This window comes from Serratia sp. M24T3, from assembly GCF_000257645.1.
Lineage (GTDB): Bacteria > Pseudomonadota > Gammaproteobacteria > Enterobacterales > Enterobacteriaceae > Rouxiella.
On record NZ_AJHJ01000011.1, the window covers coordinates 52,770 to 71,480 of the forward strand.

General features: G+C 50.5%; 16 protein-coding genes and 6 tRNA genes. 21 read left to right on the forward strand and 1 reads right to left on the reverse strand.

Annotated elements, in window-relative coordinates; all coding sequences use genetic code 11:
- Positions 1-142 precede the first annotated feature (142 nt).
- The 12 genes from SPM24T3_RS25470 (at position 143) to SPM24T3_RS11260 (ending at position 7,369) form a co-directional block, all read left to right on the forward strand.
- The gene (locus SPM24T3_RS25470) at positions 143-352 is read left to right on the forward strand and encodes a hypothetical protein (protein ID WP_157135290.1); all 210 of its coding nucleotides are present in this window, start codon (positions 143-145) and stop codon (positions 350-352) included.
- Positions 330-1,130, forward strand: coding sequence for a glucosamine-6-phosphate deaminase (gene nagB, locus SPM24T3_RS11210; protein ID WP_009636869.1), 801 nt, complete (start codon positions 330-332; stop codon positions 1,128-1,130). Before SPM24T3_RS25470 ends, nagB begins: the two co-directional genes overlap by 23 nt.
- 66 nt (positions 1,131-1,196) lie before the next feature.
- Positions 1,197-2,336 (forward strand): N-acetylglucosamine-6-phosphate deacetylase, encoded by a 1,140-nt coding sequence (nagA, locus tag SPM24T3_RS11215; RefSeq protein ID WP_009636870.1) that lies wholly within the window; start codon positions 1,197-1,199, stop codon positions 2,334-2,336.
- A gap of 16 nt (positions 2,337-2,352) precedes the next feature.
- Entirely contained in the window at positions 2,353-3,582 is a 1,230-nt protein-coding gene (locus SPM24T3_RS11220) for an N-acetylglucosamine repressor (protein ID WP_009636871.1), read from the forward strand.
- An 82-nt stretch (positions 3,583-3,664) separates the two neighbouring features.
- Positions 3,665-4,417, forward strand: a complete 753-nt coding sequence (locus tag SPM24T3_RS11225) for an HAD-IIA family hydrolase (protein ID WP_009636872.1) — start codon at positions 3,665-3,667, stop codon at positions 4,415-4,417.
- 351 nt (positions 4,418-4,768) lie between these two features.
- A complete protein-coding gene (asnB, locus tag SPM24T3_RS11230; protein ID WP_009636873.1) occupies positions 4,769-6,433 on the forward strand; it encodes an asparagine synthase B in 1,665 nt (554 codons plus the stop codon).
- Between the two features lie 218 nt (positions 6,434-6,651).
- Positions 6,652-6,728, forward strand: a tRNA-Met gene (locus SPM24T3_RS11235).
- A gap of 16 nt (positions 6,729-6,744) precedes the next feature.
- A tRNA-Leu gene (locus SPM24T3_RS11240) sits at positions 6,745-6,829 on the forward strand.
- Between the two features lie 20 nt (positions 6,830-6,849).
- Positions 6,850-6,924, forward strand: a tRNA-Gln gene (locus SPM24T3_RS11245).
- A 64-nt stretch (positions 6,925-6,988) separates the two neighbouring features.
- Positions 6,989-7,063: transfer RNA gene (locus SPM24T3_RS11250), tRNA-Gln, on the forward strand.
- Between the two features lie 92 nt (positions 7,064-7,155).
- A tRNA-Met gene (locus SPM24T3_RS11255) sits at positions 7,156-7,232 on the forward strand.
- Between the two features lie 62 nt (positions 7,233-7,294).
- Positions 7,295-7,369, forward strand: a tRNA-Gln gene (locus SPM24T3_RS11260).
- A 153-nt stretch (positions 7,370-7,522) separates the two neighbouring features.
- Here the strand turns inward: SPM24T3_RS11260 and ubiF are convergent.
- Complete coding sequence (gene ubiF, locus SPM24T3_RS11265) at positions 7,523-8,659, reverse strand: 3-demethoxyubiquinol 3-hydroxylase (RefSeq protein ID WP_237713035.1); 1,137 nt, start codon at positions 8,657-8,659, stop codon at positions 7,523-7,525.
- A gap of 402 nt (positions 8,660-9,061) precedes the next feature.
- On the opposite strand from ubiF, the gene miaB reads away from it, so the two are divergent.
- From miaB to SPM24T3_RS11310, 9 genes are all read left to right on the forward strand, one after another.
- A complete protein-coding gene (gene miaB / locus SPM24T3_RS11270) occupies positions 9,062-10,486 on the forward strand; it encodes a tRNA (N6-isopentenyl adenosine(37)-C2)-methylthiotransferase MiaB (RefSeq protein WP_009636875.1) in 1,425 nt (474 codons plus the stop codon).
- A gap of 322 nt (positions 10,487-10,808) precedes the next feature.
- Positions 10,809-11,897, forward strand: coding sequence for a PhoH family protein (locus SPM24T3_RS11275; RefSeq protein ID WP_192807947.1), 1,089 nt, complete (start codon positions 10,809-10,811; stop codon positions 11,895-11,897).
- Entirely contained in the window at positions 11,894-12,364 is a 471-nt protein-coding gene (gene ybeY, locus SPM24T3_RS11280) for an rRNA maturation RNase YbeY (RefSeq protein WP_009636877.1), read from the forward strand. The genes SPM24T3_RS11275 and ybeY overlap by 4 nt, the downstream gene beginning before the upstream one ends.
- 180 nt (positions 12,365-12,544) lie before the next feature.
- On the forward strand, positions 12,545-13,423 hold the full coding sequence (gene corC / locus SPM24T3_RS11285) for a CNNM family magnesium/cobalt transport protein CorC (protein ID WP_009636878.1): 879 nt from the start codon (positions 12,545-12,547) through the stop codon (positions 13,421-13,423).
- A gap of 60 nt (positions 13,424-13,483) precedes the next feature.
- Complete coding sequence (lnt, locus tag SPM24T3_RS11290; RefSeq protein WP_009636879.1) at positions 13,484-15,007, forward strand: apolipoprotein N-acyltransferase; 1,524 nt, start codon at positions 13,484-13,486, stop codon at positions 15,005-15,007.
- Positions 15,008-15,504: 497 nt separating this feature from the next.
- Positions 15,505-16,401 (forward strand): glutamate/aspartate ABC transporter substrate-binding protein, encoded by an 897-nt coding sequence (locus SPM24T3_RS11295; protein ID WP_009636880.1) that lies wholly within the window; start codon positions 15,505-15,507, stop codon positions 16,399-16,401.
- A gap of 157 nt (positions 16,402-16,558) precedes the next feature.
- Positions 16,559-17,299, forward strand: a complete 741-nt coding sequence (locus tag SPM24T3_RS11300; RefSeq protein WP_009636881.1) for an amino acid ABC transporter permease — start codon at positions 16,559-16,561, stop codon at positions 17,297-17,299.
- A gap of 3 nt (positions 17,300-17,302) precedes the next feature.
- Positions 17,303-17,980, forward strand: coding sequence for a glutamate/aspartate ABC transporter permease GltK (gene gltK / locus SPM24T3_RS11305; RefSeq protein WP_009636882.1), 678 nt, complete (start codon positions 17,303-17,305; stop codon positions 17,978-17,980).
- Entirely contained in the window at positions 17,977-18,702 is a 726-nt protein-coding gene (locus SPM24T3_RS11310; protein WP_009636883.1) for an amino acid ABC transporter ATP-binding protein, read from the forward strand. The genes gltK and SPM24T3_RS11310 overlap by 4 nt, the downstream gene beginning before the upstream one ends.
- The last annotated feature ends 9 nt before the right edge of the window (positions 18,703-18,711 follow it).

Sequence of the window (18,711 nt, forward strand, 5' to 3'; positions counted from 1 at the left end):
AAAAACTGCCTGTCTTAAAAACTGCTCGATACCTGACTCGGCAAAGTCATACCGCGCAGTGTAAAAAAATTAATTCGTATCGCAAATTAAAAGCACGTTATTTGTGATTATTATCACCAAAATTGGCTCTTAACAAGCCATAATGCTAGTCATTACCCGAAACTTATTTTATTATAAAAAATATCCAGACGGCGTGATGCCGATCATCGGTGTTAATCAGGCAAGTGTAAAGTCACAACCGATTACGCCAGAAGCAACTGATTCTTTATCCAGCGCCCGCAGCGGTGGATACTCACAATATACAAACAATTTTAACTTAGAGGTGCGTGATGAGACTAATTCCCCTGAATAATCCCACTGAAGTTGGTAAATGGGCGGCGCGTCATATTGTTCAACGTATCAATGCGTTCAAGCCCACCGCCGAACGTCCGTTTGTATTAGGTTTGCCGACAGGTGGCACGCCGCTGGAAGCGTATAAACATCTTGTTGCTATGCATAAAGCAGGCCAAGTCAGCTTTGAAAACGTGGTAACCTTTAACATGGATGAATATGTCGGGTTGCCGCAAGAACACCCAGAGAGCTACCACACATTCATGTATCGAAATTTCTTCGATCACGTTGATATTAAGCAGGAAAACATTAATCTGTTAAACGGCAACGCCGCCGATGTCGATGAAGAGTGCCGTCAATACGAAGCAAAAATAAAGTCTTACGGTAAAATCAACCTGTTCATGGGCGGTGTTGGCAACGACGGGCACATTGCTTTCAACGAACCGGCTTCATCCCTGGCCTCTCGCACGCGCATCAAAACGCTGACCCACGATACTCGTATCGCTAACTCACGTTTCTTTGATAACGACGTTTCTCAGGTTCCTAAATTTGCCCTGACCGTTGGCGTAGGCACGCTGCTGGATGCCGAAGAAGTAATGATTCTAGTGACGGGTCATGCCAAGGCGCAGGCGCTGGAAGCCGCCGTGCAAGGCAATGTTAACCACATGTGGACCATCAGCTGCCTGCAATTGCATGCCAAAGCGGTCATCGTTTGCGACGAACCCGCCACCATGGAATTGAAAATAAAAACGGTTAAATATTTCCGCGAGCTAGAAACGGAAAACATGAAAGGCCTGTAATTAAACAATGCCGAACAAATAAATACGCAGTTGTAGTGCCAAGAATCAAGGGAAAAGGAGGGAGTGATGTTTGCATTGGTAGAGGGTCGGATCTATACCGGCCATGATATTCTCGATAACCACGCCGTGGTAATTGCCGACGGGCTGATCCACTCTGTTTGCCCCATTGAAGAATTGCCTGCTGGCATCGAAACCCGCAGCCTGCAAGGTGCGATTTTGGCTCCCGGCTTTATTGACCTTCAGCTTAATGGCTGCGGCGGTGTGCAGTTTAATGATTCCCTCAAGGCGATTTCCGTTAAAACGCTGGAAATCATGCAGGCTGCCAACGAAAAATCCGGCTGTACCAGTTATTTACCGACGCTTATCACCTGTAGCGATGACTACATGAAGCACGGCATCAAGGTGATGCGCGAGTATCTGGCGAAATATCCTCATCAGGCGCTGGGACTGCATCTCGAAGGGCCTTATCTGAGCGTCGAGAAAAAAGGCACGCATAATCCGGCATTTATTCGTAAACCAGACGCCGCGATGATCGATTACATTTGTGCCAACGCAGACGTGATCACCAAAATCACGCTGGCCCCGGAACAAGTAGATGCCCACTTTATTCGTCAGCTCACCGAGGCTGGAATTATTGTTTCGGCGGGGCACTCCAACTCGAGCTATGAGCAGGCGCGTGACGGTTTTGCTGCCGGTATCAGCTTTGCCACCCACTTATATAATGCCATGCCACCGATTTCAGGACGTCAGCCGGGCCTGATGGGGGCCATTTTCGATACCCCGGAAGTTTACACCGGCATTATTGTCGATGGGCTTCACGTAGCCTGGCCTAGCATACGCAACGCCAAGAAACTCAAGGGCGAAAAACTGGTTCTTGTGACCGACGCCACTGCGCCGGCAGGTGCCGACATTGAAGAGTTCATTTTTGCTGGTAAAACAATATACTATCGAGATGGTCTTTGTGTGGATGAAAATGGCACGCTGAGCGGTTCTGCGTTGACGATGATCCAGGCCGTGCAAAACAGCGTTGAACATGTAGGGATACCGTTAGACGAAGCGCTGCGCATGGCGGCACTTTATCCGGCTCGCGCAATCGGTGTAGAAAGCACACTGGGCAGCATTGAAGCAGGTAAAGTGGCTAATCTGACAGCCTTTACCCACGACTTCAAAATAACAAAAACGCTCGTCAACGGTGACGAGGTGTAACAGCAGAGAGCAATGGATGAACACAGGCGGGCAGGCACAAATCGGTAACGTTGATCTGGTTAAGCAGTTAAACGGCGCTGCCGTTTATCGCCTAATTGACCAGCAAGGCCCCATTTCACGGATACAAATCGCGGAACTGAGCCAGCTAGCCCCCGCCAGCGTAACCAAAATCTCTCGCCAGCTGCTTGAGCGAGGCCTGATCAAAGAAGTCGATCAACAGGCCTCGACCGGCGGCAGGCGCGCTATCTCAATCATTACCGAAACTCGCCCTTTCCAGACCGTGGCCGTTCGCCTCGGCCGTAACGACGCCACGCTAACGCTGTACGATTTGAGCGCCAAAGTTCTGTCCGAGCAGCATTACCCTCTGCCGGAGCGCACCCAGGAAACGTTGGAAAATGCGCTGATCGCCGCGATCACCCATTTTATGGAATTAACTCAGCGCAAGATCCGTGAACTGATTGCTATCTCGGTGATCCTGCCAGGATTAGTTGATCCGGTTAAAGGTATTGTGCGTTATATGCCGCATATCAGCGTGCATAACTGGAAACTGGTGGATATTCTCGAAGCTAAATTCGCGGTGACTAGCTTTGTGGGCCACGATATTCGCAGTCTGGCGCTGGCAGAGCACTACTTTGGTGCGACACGCGATTGCCAAGACTCTATTTTGGTTCGTCTGCATCGTGGAACCGGTGCCGGTATTCTGGTAAACGGGCAGATTTTCCTCGGCAGCAACGGTAACGTCGGTGAAATCGGCCATATTCAAGTCGATCCCCTCGGTGAACGCTGCCACTGCGGCAACTTTGGCTGTCTCGAAACTATCGCGGCCAATTCGGCGATTGAAAATCGGGTGCGTAACCTGTTAACACAGGGCTATCCGAGTAAGCTGACGCTGGATGACTGCACCATCGGCAGCATTTGCAAGGCCGCCAATCGCGGCGATCAGCTGGCCTGCGAGGTTATTGAATTTGTGGGCCGTCATCTGGGTAAAAGCATCGCCATCGCTATTAACCTGTTTAACCCACAGAAAGTCGTGATTGCGGGCGAGATAACCGAGGCAGATAAAATCCTGTTGCCCGCGCTGCAAAGCTGCATCAATGCTCAGGTACTGAAAGATTTCCGCCGTAACCTGCCCATTGTGACCTCGGAGCTGAATCATCGCTCGGCCATTGGGGCTTTTGCGCTGGTCAAACGCGCCATGCTCAATGGCGTCTTGCTACAGCGCCTGTTGGAAAATTCGGCCCAATAATCAACCTCTTCGCTACCCCGCCATCTGCCAGATAGCGGGGTTTAGCCTATTGCATTAACGATGCAAGGACGGATAAATCATCATGGCTATTAAAAATGTAATTTGCGATATCGACGGCGTACTCCTGCATGACAATACGCCAGTGCCGGGCGCGGACCTGTTTCTGGCCCGCATTCAGGAACAGAAAATGCCGCTGGTTATCCTTACCAACTACCCTTCCCAAACGGCTCAAGATCTCTCAAATCGCTTTGCGGCAGCAGGATTGGAGGTGCCGGAAAGCGCTTTCTTTACCTCGGCAATGGCCACGGCAGATTTCCTCAAGCGTCAGGAAGGTAAAAAAGCCTATGTGATCGGCGAGGGGGCACTCATTCATGAACTGTACAATGCCGGTTTTACCATTACCGATATCAATCCTGACTTCGTGATCGTCGGCGAAACACGGTCATATAACTGGGATATGATGCATAAAGCGGCCTATTTTGTCGCCAACGGCGCTCGCTTTATTGCCACTAATCCCGACTATCACGGGCACGGTTTTGTGCCCGCCTGTGGCGCGCTCTGCGCACCGATTGAAAAAATAACTGGCCGCAAGCCATTCGTGGTCGGCAAGCCAAGCCCGTGGATTATCCGCTCAGCGCTCAACAAAATGCAGGCACATTCCGAAGATACAGTGATCGTCGGAGATAACCTGCGTACCGATATTCTGGCCGGATTTCAGGCCGGACTGGAAACCATTCTGGTGTTGACCGGGGTTTCGACGTTAAACGACGTAGAAAATATGCCGTTCCGCCCGACCTGGATTTACCCTTCCGTTGCCGATATCGACGTAATCTAATCTCAACCTTGTGCTTTGAGAAAAATGCCCGCCTCAAAAACGGGCATTTTTTCTTTCCATAATAATTAGCTGCATCTTTTGAGTGCAGCCCCTCGCGCAGTGCCGTTTTTTGACGATTCAATAATTTTAACCCCTATAAACTGGTAATCCGTCAATAAACGCAGAGGGTCAACCAACTATTTTTCAAACAATCACTAAATTACTTGCAAAGGATCGCGCTTTTACGCATTTTCATTATCAGAGACGCAGCGAAGTCCGATAAATAATGTGAATTCGGCAACGCCGCACAAACAAACACTGGTTATGCAAAACAACATCACCGCCTGAGAAAAAGCCGTTAGGGAGAGTAATATGTGTTCTATATTTGGTGTGCTTGATATCAAGACTGATTCCGTCGAGCTGCGCAAAAAGGCGCTGGAGCTGTCACGCTTGATGCGTCACCGTGGTCCGGACTGGTCTGGCGTTTATGCCAGCGACAAAGCGATTCTTTGTCACGAGCGTCTGTCGATTGTTGACGTCAACAACGGCGCGCAACCACTGTACAACGAAGCACAAACTCACGTTCTGGCTGTTAACGGCGAAATCTATAACCATCAGGCGCTGCGTGCCGCTCTCGGCGACAAATATGCGTTCCAGACTGAATCTGACTGTGAAGTGATCCTCGCACTTTATCAGGAAAAAGGTCCGGCGTTCCTTGATGAGCTGCAGGGTATGTTCGCGTTTATTCTGTATGACACAGAAAAAGACGCTTACCTGATTGGCCGTGACCATCTCGGCATCATCCCTCTTTATATGGGTCATGATGAACACGGCAACCTTTATGTAGCTTCAGAAATGAAATCACTGGTTCCAGTTTGCCGCAGCATTAAAGAATTCCCGGCGGGCAGCTATCTGTGGAGTCAGGACGGTAAAATTGTTGAGTATTACCAGCGTGACTGGTTCGAATTCGACAACGTTAAAGACAACGTGACCGATAAAGTCGAGCTGAAAGAAGCACTGGAAGAAGCAGTCAAAAGCCATCTGATGTCTGACGTGCCTTATGGCGTGCTGCTGTCTGGCGGTCTGGACTCTTCTATTATCTCTGCCGTTACCAAGAAATTTGCCGGTCGCCGTATTGAAGATAAAGATCAAAGCGAAGCCTGGTGGCCGCAGCTGCACTCGTTTGCGGTGGGACTTGAAGGTTCACCAGACTTGCGTGCTGCCCAGGAAGTGGCAAACCATCTGGGCACCGTGCACCATGAAATTCATTTCACCGTGCAGGAAGGCCTCGACGCAATTCGTGACGTGATTTATCACATCGAAACCTACGACGTGACCACCATTCGTGCGTCTACGCCAATGTATCTGATGTCACGTAAAATCAAGGCAATGGGCATCAAAATGGTGCTGTCGGGCGAAGGTGCCGATGAAGTGTTTGGCGGCTACCTGTACTTCCATAAAGCCCCCAACGAGCTGGAGTTCCACGAAGAGACCGTGCGTAAACTGCTGGCCCTGCACATGTATGACTGCGCTCGCGCCAACAAGGCGATGTCAGCCTGGGGTGTAGAAGCTCGCGTACCTTTCCTGGACAAAAAATTCCTCGACGTAGCGATGCGCATCAACCCGAAAGATAAAATGTGCGGCAACGGCAAAATGGAAAAACACATCCTGCGCGAGTGTTTCGAGTCTTATCTGCCACAGAGCGTGGCCTGGCGCCAGAAAGAGCAGTTCTCTGACGGCGTGGGTTACAGCTGGATTGATACCTTAAAAGAAGTGGCGGCGCAGCAGGTGACCGATCAACAGCTCGAAACTGCGCATTTCCGCTTCCCGTACAACACCCCGACCTCAAAAGAAGGGTATTTGTACCGCACCGTCTTTGAAGAGCTGTTCCCGGTGCCGAACGCAGCTGAATGTGTGCCAGGTGGCCCGACCGTAGCCTGTTCTTCGCCGAAAGCGGTAGAGTGGGACGAGTCATTCAAAAACATGAACGATCCGTCTGGTCGTGCTGTAGGCGTTCATTCATCCGCTTATAAATAACCGACATTTTATGAATATCACGGGCCCTAGGTGGCCCGTTTTTTTTAGTTTAAATTGATTGAAAATACTATCTTTTGTCGATTTTATCGCCGTAGCGGTCATAACCTGCACAAATGGACCTCATCTGCGGTTTTTTGGCAAAAAACTTGTTGACGCAAAACTGCCATATACGCATAATGCGCCCCGCAACGCCGATGAAGGTTGAGCAGAGAGAAGACGGCTACGTAGCTCAGTTGGTTAGAGCACATCACTCATAATGATGGGGTCACAGGTTCGAATCCCGTCGTAGCCACCATTCTTCTTTCATGTTTGCGGGAGTGGCGAAATTGGTAGACGCACTAGATTTAGGTTCTAGCGCCGCAAGGTGTGCGAGTTCAAGTCTCGCCTCCCGCACCATTTCACTCGGTTTGCACGGATGGGGTATCGCCAAGCGGTAAGGCACTGGTTTTTGATACCAGCATTCCCAGGTTCGAATCCTGGTACCCCAGCCAATTTTTTCATTGTCCTGTTCTTTGAACGACACAGTGAAAATAAAACAATTTGAAAGTAATAAGATGGGGTATCGCCAAGCGGTAAGGCACTGGTTTTTGATACCAGCATACCCTGGTTCGAATCCAGGTACCCCAGCCACTTTCAGTTTGTTAACTGTTTGAAATCTATTAGTTAAACTAGAAACTAATGTTGAAAACAGCTTGCAATAACGATTGAGATAGTTAAAAATTGGCTACGTAGCTCAGTTGGTTAGAGCACATCACTCATAATGATGGGGTCACAGGTTCGAATCCCGTCGTAGCCACCATTTAAGTCTAAATGGTTATGAGTCAAGAGTAATTATCAGTAAGAAGTATGTAGTAACACCATTGGGGTGTCGCCAAGCGGTAAGGCTCTGGTTTCTGATACCAGCATACCCAGGTTCGAATCCTGGCACCCCAGCCAAATTTAGAAAAGCTCGCTTCGGCGGGCTTTTTGCTTTTATGCGTTTTGAAACTACATACCGCCTTATTCGCTATCCCTTTCTGATAAATAGTCGGCAATAAAAAAGGCAACAAAGCCAAAGCCCTGCTGCCCTTTCCCACGGTCCTGGAGAGGTTACAACCCTAAAGCATACTCCAGCGCTTTGGATTTCAGCTTACCTGCGCGCTGTGCGGCCATCAACGCGAGATTGCGCAGCATCCGCACCGGCGGCAGAGTATTACTGAATGCGGTATAGAAAAGATCCATGCCGCTTTGCATCATCAGGTTATCAACCCGGCGACGGCGCTGATAGCGTAGCAATACTCGCTCACTTCCCCAATCCTCTCCTTTCTCTCTGGCTTGCGCGATCACGTCCAGCAAAGCTTCGACATCACGATAACCGAGGTTAACGCCCTGCCCGGCCAGCGGATTAATGGTGTGCGCTGCGTCGCCCACTAAAACCAGTCCCGGAGAAACGTAACGCTGCGCGTGGCGGCGCACTAGTGGAAAGGAGCCCGCTGACAGCGCCTGAACCGCCCCCAGCCGAGCCGGGAAGGCCTGCGTGATCTCTCGAGTCAACTGTTGCATATTCAACGATTGCAGATGGCGAATTCGCTGCGGGCTGTCGTACCAAACCAGCGAGGCGTGATTTCCCCACAATGGCAAGAAGGCGCGAGGGCCTGACGGGAAAAACTGCTGCCAGGTGACATCGAGATCCTGAGACTGAGTCTGGACGTTAATCAGCATACAGTTTTGGCGATACTGCCAGCCGTCAATGCCGATACCCGCCTGTTGGCGCACCAAAGAATTCGCACCGTCGGCGGCAACGACCAGACGCGCATTGAGCCGCTGTCCGCTAACCAGTTCCAGCGACCAGCTGCCATCAGCCTGATGGTTTAACTGTTTGAGTTTATCCGGGCAAAGCAGTGTCAAATTGCGCTGCTGTTGCATTTGCTGCCACAGAGCCAGTTGCAATACGCGGTTCTCGAGCATAAAGCCCAGCTCCGGCAGGCCTAGCGACTGAGCATCAAATAACACCTCGGACCCAGGCTGTTCCCAGGTTTCCAACCGGCGATACGGCGTGTGGCGCATCTGCCTGACATTTTCCCAGGCACCCAGTTTATCCAGCAGGCGGGCCGAAGCACATCCGATGGCAGAAATGCGCAGATCGATGGCATCATCGGCCGCGTAAGCCTTAGGAGCCTTATCTTCGATGACTGCGACGTTTAATCCCTGTAAAGCCAATCCCTGAGCTGTTGCCGCACCGACCATGCCTCCACCGACCACGATGACGTCGAAAGTCTTACCTTCATCCACCAGCCCTGCAAAAGGATTTTCGCTTTCTGTGTTAACACCCTCAGAATTCACCACGACAGTTTCCATCACATTCTTCTTTAACATTATTAAATGAGGTTGCACTCACTCTGAATTTTGCGAAGTGTACCCGATTTTTCAGTGAGTATCAGGCCGTAACCTGCTCCCCCGCACTAGCCACTCGGTTAATGTGGGATTACAATACCTCTCCAGAACTACGCAGTCCGGTAAACTCCGGCATTTCGTAGAGTCTATTCGCAACCACATACCCAACGTATTTTCTAATAGGCTCTAAGGCCCCACTCCTGAAGTAGAGTATAGGGGTGTTTTGTTTAACGCTTTTTGAGTAATGGCATGTCAATGAAGAAAAAACTGCATATTAAAACCTGGGGCTGTCAGATGAATGAGTATGATTCATCCAAAATGGCCGACCTGCTTAACAGTACTCACGGTTTCGAACTGACTGAAAATGCCGAAGAGGCTGATGTGCTGCTGCTCAACACTTGTTCAATTCGTGAAAAAGCACAGGAAAAAGTGTTCCACCAGCTTGGGCGCTGGAAGCTGCTTAAAAAGGCCAATCCGAATATCATTATCGGCGTAGGTGGCTGTGTGGCCTCGCAGGAAGGCAAGCTGATCCGCCAGCGCGCCCATTATGTTGACATTGTTTTTGGCCCGCAAACCCTGCATCGTCTGCCAGAAATGATTAACCACGTGCGCGGTAGCAAAAGTCCGATCGTTGACGTCAGCTTCCCGGAAATTGAAAAATTTGATCGCCTGCCCGAACCGCGCGCCGACGGCCCGACCGCCTACGTCTCCATCATGGAAGGCTGCAACAAATATTGCAGCTTCTGCGTGGTGCCTTATACCCGAGGTGAAGAAGTCAGTCGTCCAAGCGATGACGTACTGTTCGAAGTCGCCCAGCTGGCGGCACAAGGCGTGCGCGAGGTCAATCTGTTGGGTCAGAACGTAAACGCCTATCGCGGCCCGGGCTTCGACGGCGGTATTTGCTCCTTCGCCGAGCTTCTGCTCCTGGTGGCCAGCATTGACGGCATCGATCGTATTCGCTTCACAACCAGCCATCCTATCGAGTTTACTGACGATCTCATCGAGGTCTATAAAGATACGCCAGAAATAGTGAGCTTCTTGCACCTGCCGGTACAGTGCGGCTCAGACCGCGTACTGACCATGATGAAACGCGCGCACACAGTGCTTGAGTACAAATCCACTCTGCGCAAAATTCTCAAGGCGCGTCCGGGCATTACCTTCAGCTCTGACTTCATCGTCGGCTTCCCGGGTGAAACAGACGAAGACCACCAGCAGACCATGAAACTGATTGCCGACGTCAACATGGATGTCAGCTACAGCTTTATTTACTCTGCCCGTCCCGGCACGCCGGCGGCCGACATGGTCGATGACGTCAGCGAAGAAGAGAAAAAACAGCGCCTTTATCAGCTGCAGGAGCGTATAACCCAACAGTCTCTGCGCATCAGCCGAGCAATGATCGGCACCGTACAGCGCGTTCTGGTTGAAGGCACCTCACGCAAGAGCATCATGGAGCTGACCGGGCGTACCGAAAACAACCGGGTGGTTAACTTCGAAGGCACTCCAGAGATGGTCGGTAAATTCGTAGACCTCGAAATCGTTGACGTGCTGACCAACTCGCTGCGCGGGATTGTGGTGCGCACCGAAGAGCAGATGGACCTGCGCCAGCATGCTTCTCCACAGGTCATCATTGCTCGCACCCGCAAAGAAAACGACATCGGCGTTGGCATCTATCAGCCTTAATTCGGCCTTACTTTTGCAAAGGGCGCTCCGGCGCCCTTTATTTATTTTAAAGACTGGCGATCTTTTGATTTCATTACACAGATAGGAGACAACTGAGCAAATCTTCGCGAGCTGACTAATGAAATGAACGGGGCAAACCCAAGAAACCGGCAATACTGTGGGATGAAAGATGACAGCCAGGGTTTATTTTTTCGAGACAGGCCGCATATTGTTTAATACAGCACATGCGGTACAGGGAATATTTTCCCAAGGGCATGTATGATTAGTTAATCAGGCGGTGGTTGCAGCCCCGTTGCCAAGATACACATTCAACAGGTCCAAAGTGGCCCAGAGGAATAGTTTGAACGTTGTAACACAAGAGATTTTGCTGGAGCCCGAGGACAATCAGCGTTTGCTGAGTCTTTGCGGGCCGTTTGATGACAACATCAAACAACTGGAACGCCGGTTGGGCATCGAGATCAATCGTCGTGATAACGCCTTTAAACTGGTTGGCAAGAATCTGGTTGTTGACGCAGCCGTGACTATTTTACGCGACTTGTACGTCGACACGGCTCCTTTGCGCGGCGAAACTCAGGACATCGATCCCGAGAAGATACATTTGGCTATCAAAGAGAGCCGCGTGCTGGAACAAACCGCAGAAAGCGTACCTGACTACGGCAAGGCAGTGATCATCAAAACCAAACGCGGTATGATCAAGCCACGCACGCCCAATCAGGCGCAATATATTGCCAATATTCTCGACCACGATATCACTTTCGGTATTGGCCCGGCGGGTACCGGTAAAACCTATCTGGCAGTTGCAGCAGCGGTTGACGCGCTGGAACGTCAGGAAGTGCGCCGTATTATGCTAACTCGACCGGCGGTTGAAGCGGGTGAAAAACTCGGTTTCCTGCCTGGCGATCTGAGCCAGAAAGTTGATCCATATTTGCGTCCGCTGTATGACGCGTTGTTTGAAATGCTCGGCTTTGAAAAAGTCGAAAAGCTGATCGAACGCAATGTCATTGAAGTTGCACCGCTGGCCTATATGCGCGGGCGTACACTTAACGATGCCTTTATCATCCTGGATGAAAGCCAGAATACTTCGATTGAACAGATGAAAATGTTCCTGACCCGTATCGGCTTTAACTCTAAAGCGGTGATTACCGGTGACGTGACGCAAATTGACTTGCCTCGTCATCAGAAGTCAGGCCTGCGCCACGCTATCGAGGTGCTTTCCGGGGTTGAAGAACTGAGCTTTAACTTCTTCCACAGCGAAGACGTGGTGCGCCATCCGGTGGTTGCTCGTATCGTTATCGCTTATGAAGCCTGGGAAGAAGAAGATCAAAAACGCCGCGATGAAGTAGCAAAACAGCGTAAACATGAATCACAAAGCTATACATCCCAACCCACCCCTGAACAGAGCAATACATGAGTCATCAGGTAATTCTAGATTTACAGATAGCCAGCGAGAGCAGTGAAGGTTTGCCGGCAGAAAGCGACTTCCAGCAGTGGCTGGAAGCCGTGCTTCCACAGTTTCAGGAAGAGTCAGAGGTGACTATCCGCATCGTTGATGAAGCGGAGAGCCATGAGCTGAACATGACCTATCGCGGTAAAGACAAGTCAACCAATGTGCTGTCTTTTCCGTTTGAAGCCCCTCCGGGCATGGAGCTGCCACTGCTGGGCGATTTGGTGATTTGTCGCCAGGTCGTCGAGCTGGAAGCCCGCGAGCAAAACAAGGCGCTTAATGCGCATTGGGCGCATATGGTTGTTCACGGCAGTCTGCATCTGCTAGGGTATGACCACATCGTTGATGAAGAAGCCGAAGAGATGGAAGCCATCGAGATTGAAATTATGCAATCTCTGGGGCATCCGGACCCGTATTTATTATTAGATGAATAACTTTTATTGCCCGCCGAATAGCTTTTTTAGATAAACAGGCTGCTCGACGAACAGCAATAAAAGCATTAAGTTAGCCAGTATCGTATGTCCTGATTTTTTCGCACCGCCGCCAACACAGCAGCGGCGTCAATCAAGATGGACATTTTTATCCGTTAAATATGAGATCACCACCCCAACGCCATGAGCGATGACCATCCACAAAACAGCGACAGTCCCAGTCCCAAGAAGGGCTTCTTTTCTCTTATGCTCAGCCAGCTTTTCCACGGTGAACCCAAAAACCGTAGCGATCTGGTAGAGCTGATCCGTGATTCCGAACAAAACGATCTGATCGATCCCGATACCCGTGACATGCTGGAAGGCGTGATGGATATTGCCGAGCAGCGCGTGCGTGACATCATGATCCCTCGTTCACAAATGATTACGCTCAAACGTAACCAGCCTATCGAAGAGTGTCTCGACGTCATAATCGAGTCAGCCCACTCTCGTTTTCCGGTGATAAGCGAGGATAAAGACCATATTGAAGGCCTTCTGCTGGCCAAAGATCTGCTGCCGTTCATGCGCACAGAGTCTGAGCCATTCAGCATTGACAAAGTGCTGAGAACTGCAGTCGTTGTGCCTGAGAGCAAGCGCGTAGACCGCATGCTCAAGGAGTTCCGCTCGCAGCGCTACCATATGGCCATCGTGGTTGACGAATTTGGTGGCGTTTCCGGTCTGGTGACCATTGAAGATATTCTTGAGCTTATCGTCGGCGAAATCGAAGACGAATACGATGACGAGGAAGATCTCGACATCCGCCAGCTCAGCCGCCATACCTATACCGTTCGTGCCCTGGCTCCAATCGAAGACTTTAATGAAGTGTTTAATACCAACTTCAGCGATGACGAAGTCGACACCATTGGCGGCCTGGTCATGCAATCTTTTGGGCACCTCCCTGCCCGCGGTGAAACTATCGAAATCGACGGTTACTCATTCAAAGTTGCCATGGCCGATAGCCGCCGTATCATTCAGGTTCATGTAAAAATACCGGACGAAGCGCCGCAACCGAAACTGGAAGATTAATTTATTCATGGCAATACGATTCTTGTCGCCTTTACTACTCGCACAATTTTGGTCTGAGATATGAAGGGTTTATATGAACGTCAGCGGGTGAGAATCCTGCTGGCGATACTCTTTGGTGCCTGCGGCACCCTGGCATTTTCCCCCTATGACTTCTGGCCTGCGGCCATTGTGTCGCTGTTTGGTCTGCTGCTGCTTACTCTTGACCGACGCCCTGGCCAGTCCGCCATGCTGGGTTTCTTCTGGGGAATGGGGCTATTTGGCAGCGGCGTAAACTGGGTATATGTCAGCATTGCCACCTTCGGCGGGATGCCGGAAGCTATCAACCTCTTCCTGGTTGTGCTGCTAGCGGTTTACCTTTCGCTTTACACCATGCTATTTGGCGGCCTGCTCGCCAGGCTGTGGCCAAAAACTACCTGGTGGAAACTTGCCCTGGCGGCCCCGGCTTTGTGGCAGGTCACCGAGTTCCTGCGCGGCTGGGTTTTAACCGGCTTCCCGTGGTTGCAGTTTGGCTATAGTCAGATTAACGGCCCTCTGAAAGGCCTCGCTCCGCTGGGCGGCGTCGAAAGCATCACCTTTGTACTGATGTCTCTTAGCGGTTTGCTGGTGTATGCAGCGCATCAGCGCAAGGCCATTCCTGCGGTAATAGCGCTAGCAATGCTGCTGTTGCCGTGGCCGCTGACCAAAGTTCACTGGTTCACGCCACAGCCCGATAAAACCCTGGATGTCGCAATGGTGCAGGGTAATATTCCGCAATCGATGAAATGGGATCCAAAAGCTCTGATATCAACGTTGCAGACGTATCTTGATGAGACTCGCCCTTACTTAGGCAAGGCAAAGCTTATTATCTGGCCTGAATCTGCTATCCCGGATATCGAATCGGATCAGCAGCAGTTCTTAACCATGATGGATGACTTGGCCCGTTCGCATCACAGCAATCTGATTACCGGTATTGTGGACTATCAGCGTACCGAGAGCGGTGAGAAGACTTACAACAGCGTGATTGCATTGGGCGAGCCGGAACAGTATCGCTATCCTGATCCTAACCGTTACAACAAGTATCACCTGGTGCCGTTTGGCGAGTATGTCCCGATGGAAAGCCTGCTACGCCCGCTGTCAGGCGTCTTTGATCTGCCGATGTCGTCATTTAGTCGCGGTAATTATATCCAGCCACCGCTGCACGTAGCCGGGCTAAATATCACCACCGCAATTTGCTATGAAATTGTTGAGGGTAAACAGGTGCGAGAGAACTTCCATCCGGAAACCAACCTGTTGCTGACCGTTTCCAATGATGCCTGGTTTGGTCATTCAATCGGTCCGTGGCAGCATTTCCAAATGGCACGCATGCGTGCAGTGGAGCTGGGTCGCCCGCTGCTGCGTAGCACCAACAATGGTGTTACAGCCGCAGTTGATGCCGAAGGTAACGTAATTGCCGAAATTCCACAGTTCACTCGCCAGGTGCTTGAAGTCAAAGTCACGCCAACGCAGGGAATAACTCCTTATGCTCGCGTCGGGTCTTGGCCGGTGTGGATTTTAACCCTGCTGTTTGCGGCTGCCACCGTGGTGCTGGGTCGACGTAAAAGCTAATTCAACTTTGCTAATCATTGCAATTTAACCAGGCAGGGACACTTAACGGTGTCTCTGCCTGTTTTCAGTGCAGCCTATTTTTGCTCCCTCGCTTTAAGCTACCGTTTTACCTTTAAATTCTCACTTACATTCACCGTGCTTACCGGGCAAAGCTGACTATAAATTCGTCTAATACTTTCAACTGGCATGCATCTTGCTACATCTTGTTGAAAGATATCTTATTTATAAACTTTTTTTCGCTGATCGCATCGTTTTGACACATTTTGAGCATTTAATAGTCACCATCACGGTGCAACAGGCTTTCATTGCTTGAATTTGGTGCGCGCTTCGTCTCAAAAAAGAAACATAACGATTTCACAATGTTCACATTACGCTATCTTCTCAGTGCAGAGATCGTAAGCAATGACGCAGCACTCTGATAAAAAGATTCTTAATTACCGTCGGATTCATCTTTGATCCTGTTAAAAGGATCCATCACTAAGCAAAGGAGTTGGACCATGCAAATGCGCAAACTGGTGTTGTCGGTACTGCTGGCAAGTGTCGCCGCAAGTAGCCTAGCCCATGCCGAAGACCTGACTGGTACGCTGAAAAAAATTAAAGACAGCGGTTTGATCGTTGTCGGTCACCGCGAATCATCGATTCCCTTCTCTTATTACAACAACGAACAGAAAGTGGTGGGATATTCGCAGGACTTCTCAAATGCCATTGTTGATGCCATCAAGAAGAAACTCGATGCGCCAAATCTACAGGTGAAGATGTTGCCAATCACCTCACAGAACCGTATTCCGCTGTTGCAAAACGGCACCTATGACTTTGAGTGTGGTTCAACCACCAATAACCTCGAGCGTCAGAAGCAGGCGGCGTTCTCTGACACCATTTTCGTGATCGGCACCCGTTTGCTGGTCAAGAAAGGTTCTCCTATCAAAGACTTCGACGATCTGAAAGGCAAGACAGTTGTTGTTACTTCCGGCACCACTTCTGAAGTTCTGATTAACAAGCTGAACGACGAGAAGAAAATGGGCATGAAAATCATCAGCACCAAAGACCACGGTGACTCATTCCGCACGCTGGAAACGGGTCGTGCTGCGGCCTTTATGCTCGACGATGCCCTGCTGGCCGGCGAACGTGCCAAAGCCAAGCAGCCTGATGACTGGGTAATTCTGGGTACGCCACAGTCGAAAGAAGCCTACGGCTGTATGCTGCGCAAAGACGATCCAGAGTTCAAGAAACTGGTTGATGACACCGTGGTGCAGGCCGAAAACTCAGGTCAGGCCTCAAAATGGTTTGAAACCTGGTTCAAAAAGCCTATTCCACCAAAAAATCTGAACATGAACTTCGAACTGTCCGATGACATGAAAGCCTTGTTCAAAGCGCCAAACGATAAAGCGCTTTAATAGATACAACAGTGTTCGACGTGCAGACAGGCACAGGAACCTGCGAAAGCAGGAGGAATGCGGGGTGGTCGTTCCCCACCCCGCCATTCTTTATAACAAGCAATACTCATCTGCTAACGTCATCACTTGCCAAGGCAATACATAATTGGAGTTTTTTATGTCTTCAGGCTGGAATTGGGGCATCTTTCTTGAACAAGCCCCCTTTGGAAACACCACATATCTCGGCTGGATCTGGTCTGGTTTTCAGGTCACCGTAGCGCTGTCAGTCTGCGCCTGGGTTATCGCTTTTATCGTCGGCTCGGTATTTGGCATCCTGCGTACCGTGCCTAACCGCTTTCTTTCCACCCTCGGCACCTGTTACGTAGAGTTATTTCGTAACGTCCCGCTGATCGTGCAATTCTTCATCTGGTATCTGGTGGTGCCCGAGCTGCTGCCCGAAAATATTGGAATGTGGTTCAAGCAGGATTTGGACCCCAACGTGCAGTTCTTCGTCTCATCAATGGTTTGCCTCGGCCTGTTTACCGCGGCACGCGTTTGCGAGCAAGTGCGGGCCGCGATCCAGTCTTTACCAAGAGGCCAGCAGGCTGCTGGCCTGGCGATGGGGCTGACGCTGCCGCAAACTTATCGCTACGTGCTGTTGCCCAACGCCTATCGCGTCATTGTTCCGCCATTGACCTCCGAAATGCTGAACCTGGTAAAAAACTCGGCCATCGCCTCCACTATCGGACTGGTTGATATGGCAGCACAGGCTGGCAAACTGCTGGATTACTCGGCCCATGCCTATGAATCTTTCGCCGCTATCACGCTGGCTTACGTCCTCATCAATGCGGTTATTATGCTGATCATGCAACAGGTTGAGCGCAAGATCCGCCTGCCGGGCAATGTGGGGAGTAAATAATTTATGTATCAATTCGACTGGAGTTCGGTGGTCCCAAGCCTGCCCTACCTGATGCAGGGTATGGTGATTACCGTCAAGATTACGGCGATTGCTATCGTCTTCGGCATTCTGTGGGGTACCGTTTTAGCGGTAATGCGTCTGTCGTCTTTCAAGCCAATAAGCTGGTTTGCAAGAATTTACGTTAACCTTTTCCGCGCCGTTCCGCTGGTGATGGTGCTGTTGTGGTTTTATCTGGTGGTGCCAAACTTCCTGCAACAGGTGCTTGGGTTGTCGCCAAAAACGGATATTCGCCTGATTTCGGCAATGATCGCTTTCGCACTGTTTGAAGCAGCCTATTATTCGGAAATTATTCGCGCCGGTATTCAAAGTATCGCTCGCGGTCAGTCTTCCGCCGCGCTGGCGCTGGGCATGACCCATTGGCAATCGATGCAGCTGATTATTCTGCCACAGGCTTTCCGCGCCATGGTGCCGCTGCTGCTGACTCAGGCGATCGTTTTATTCCAGGATACCTCTCTGGTGTATGTTCTCAGTCTTGCGGACTTCTTCCGCACGGCAACCAACATTGGCGAGCGTGACGGAACACAGGTCGAAATGATCCTGTTTGCCGGTTTTGTCTATTTTGTTATCAGCCTCTCTGCTTCGTTGCTGGTGAGCTATTTGAAGAAAAGGACCCTTTCATGATTTCGCTGAAAAATGTCTCTAAGTGGTACGGTCATTTCCAGGTACTGACCGAATGCAGCACCGAAGTTAAGAAAGGTGAAGTTGTCGTCGTTTGCGGTCCTTCCGGTTCGGGTAAATCGACGCTTATCAAAACCGTCAACGGATTGGAGCCGGTGCAAAAAGGCCAGATTTTGGTCAACGGTACACCGGTAAATGACAAAAAAACCAATCTGGCGCAGCTGCGTGCCAAAGTCGGAATGGTATTCCAGCATTTCGAGCTGTTTCCTCATTTGTCGATTGTCGAAAACCTGACGCTGGCGCAGGTCAAAGTGCTCAAGCGCGACAAGGCGGCTGCCAAAGAGAAAGGTTTGAAACTGCTTGAACGCGTTGGCCTGTCTGCTCACGCCCATAAGTTTCCTGGTCAACTTTCCGGTGGCCAACAGCAGCGTGTGGCTATCGCCCGCGCGCTGTGTATGGACCCTATTGCCATGCTGTTTGATGAACCGACTTCGGCACTGGATCCAGAAATGATCAACGAAGTACTCGACGTTATGGTTGAGTTGGCCAATGAAGGCATGACGATGATGGTGGTAACCCACGAGATGGGCTTTGCACGTAAAGTGGCCAACCGAGTGATCTTTATGGACGAAGGAAAAATTGTTGAGGATCGCAATAAAGACGACTTCTTCAACAATCCTGAATCTGAGCGCGCGCGGGACTTCCTGGCGAAGATCCTGCACTGATATCTAAAT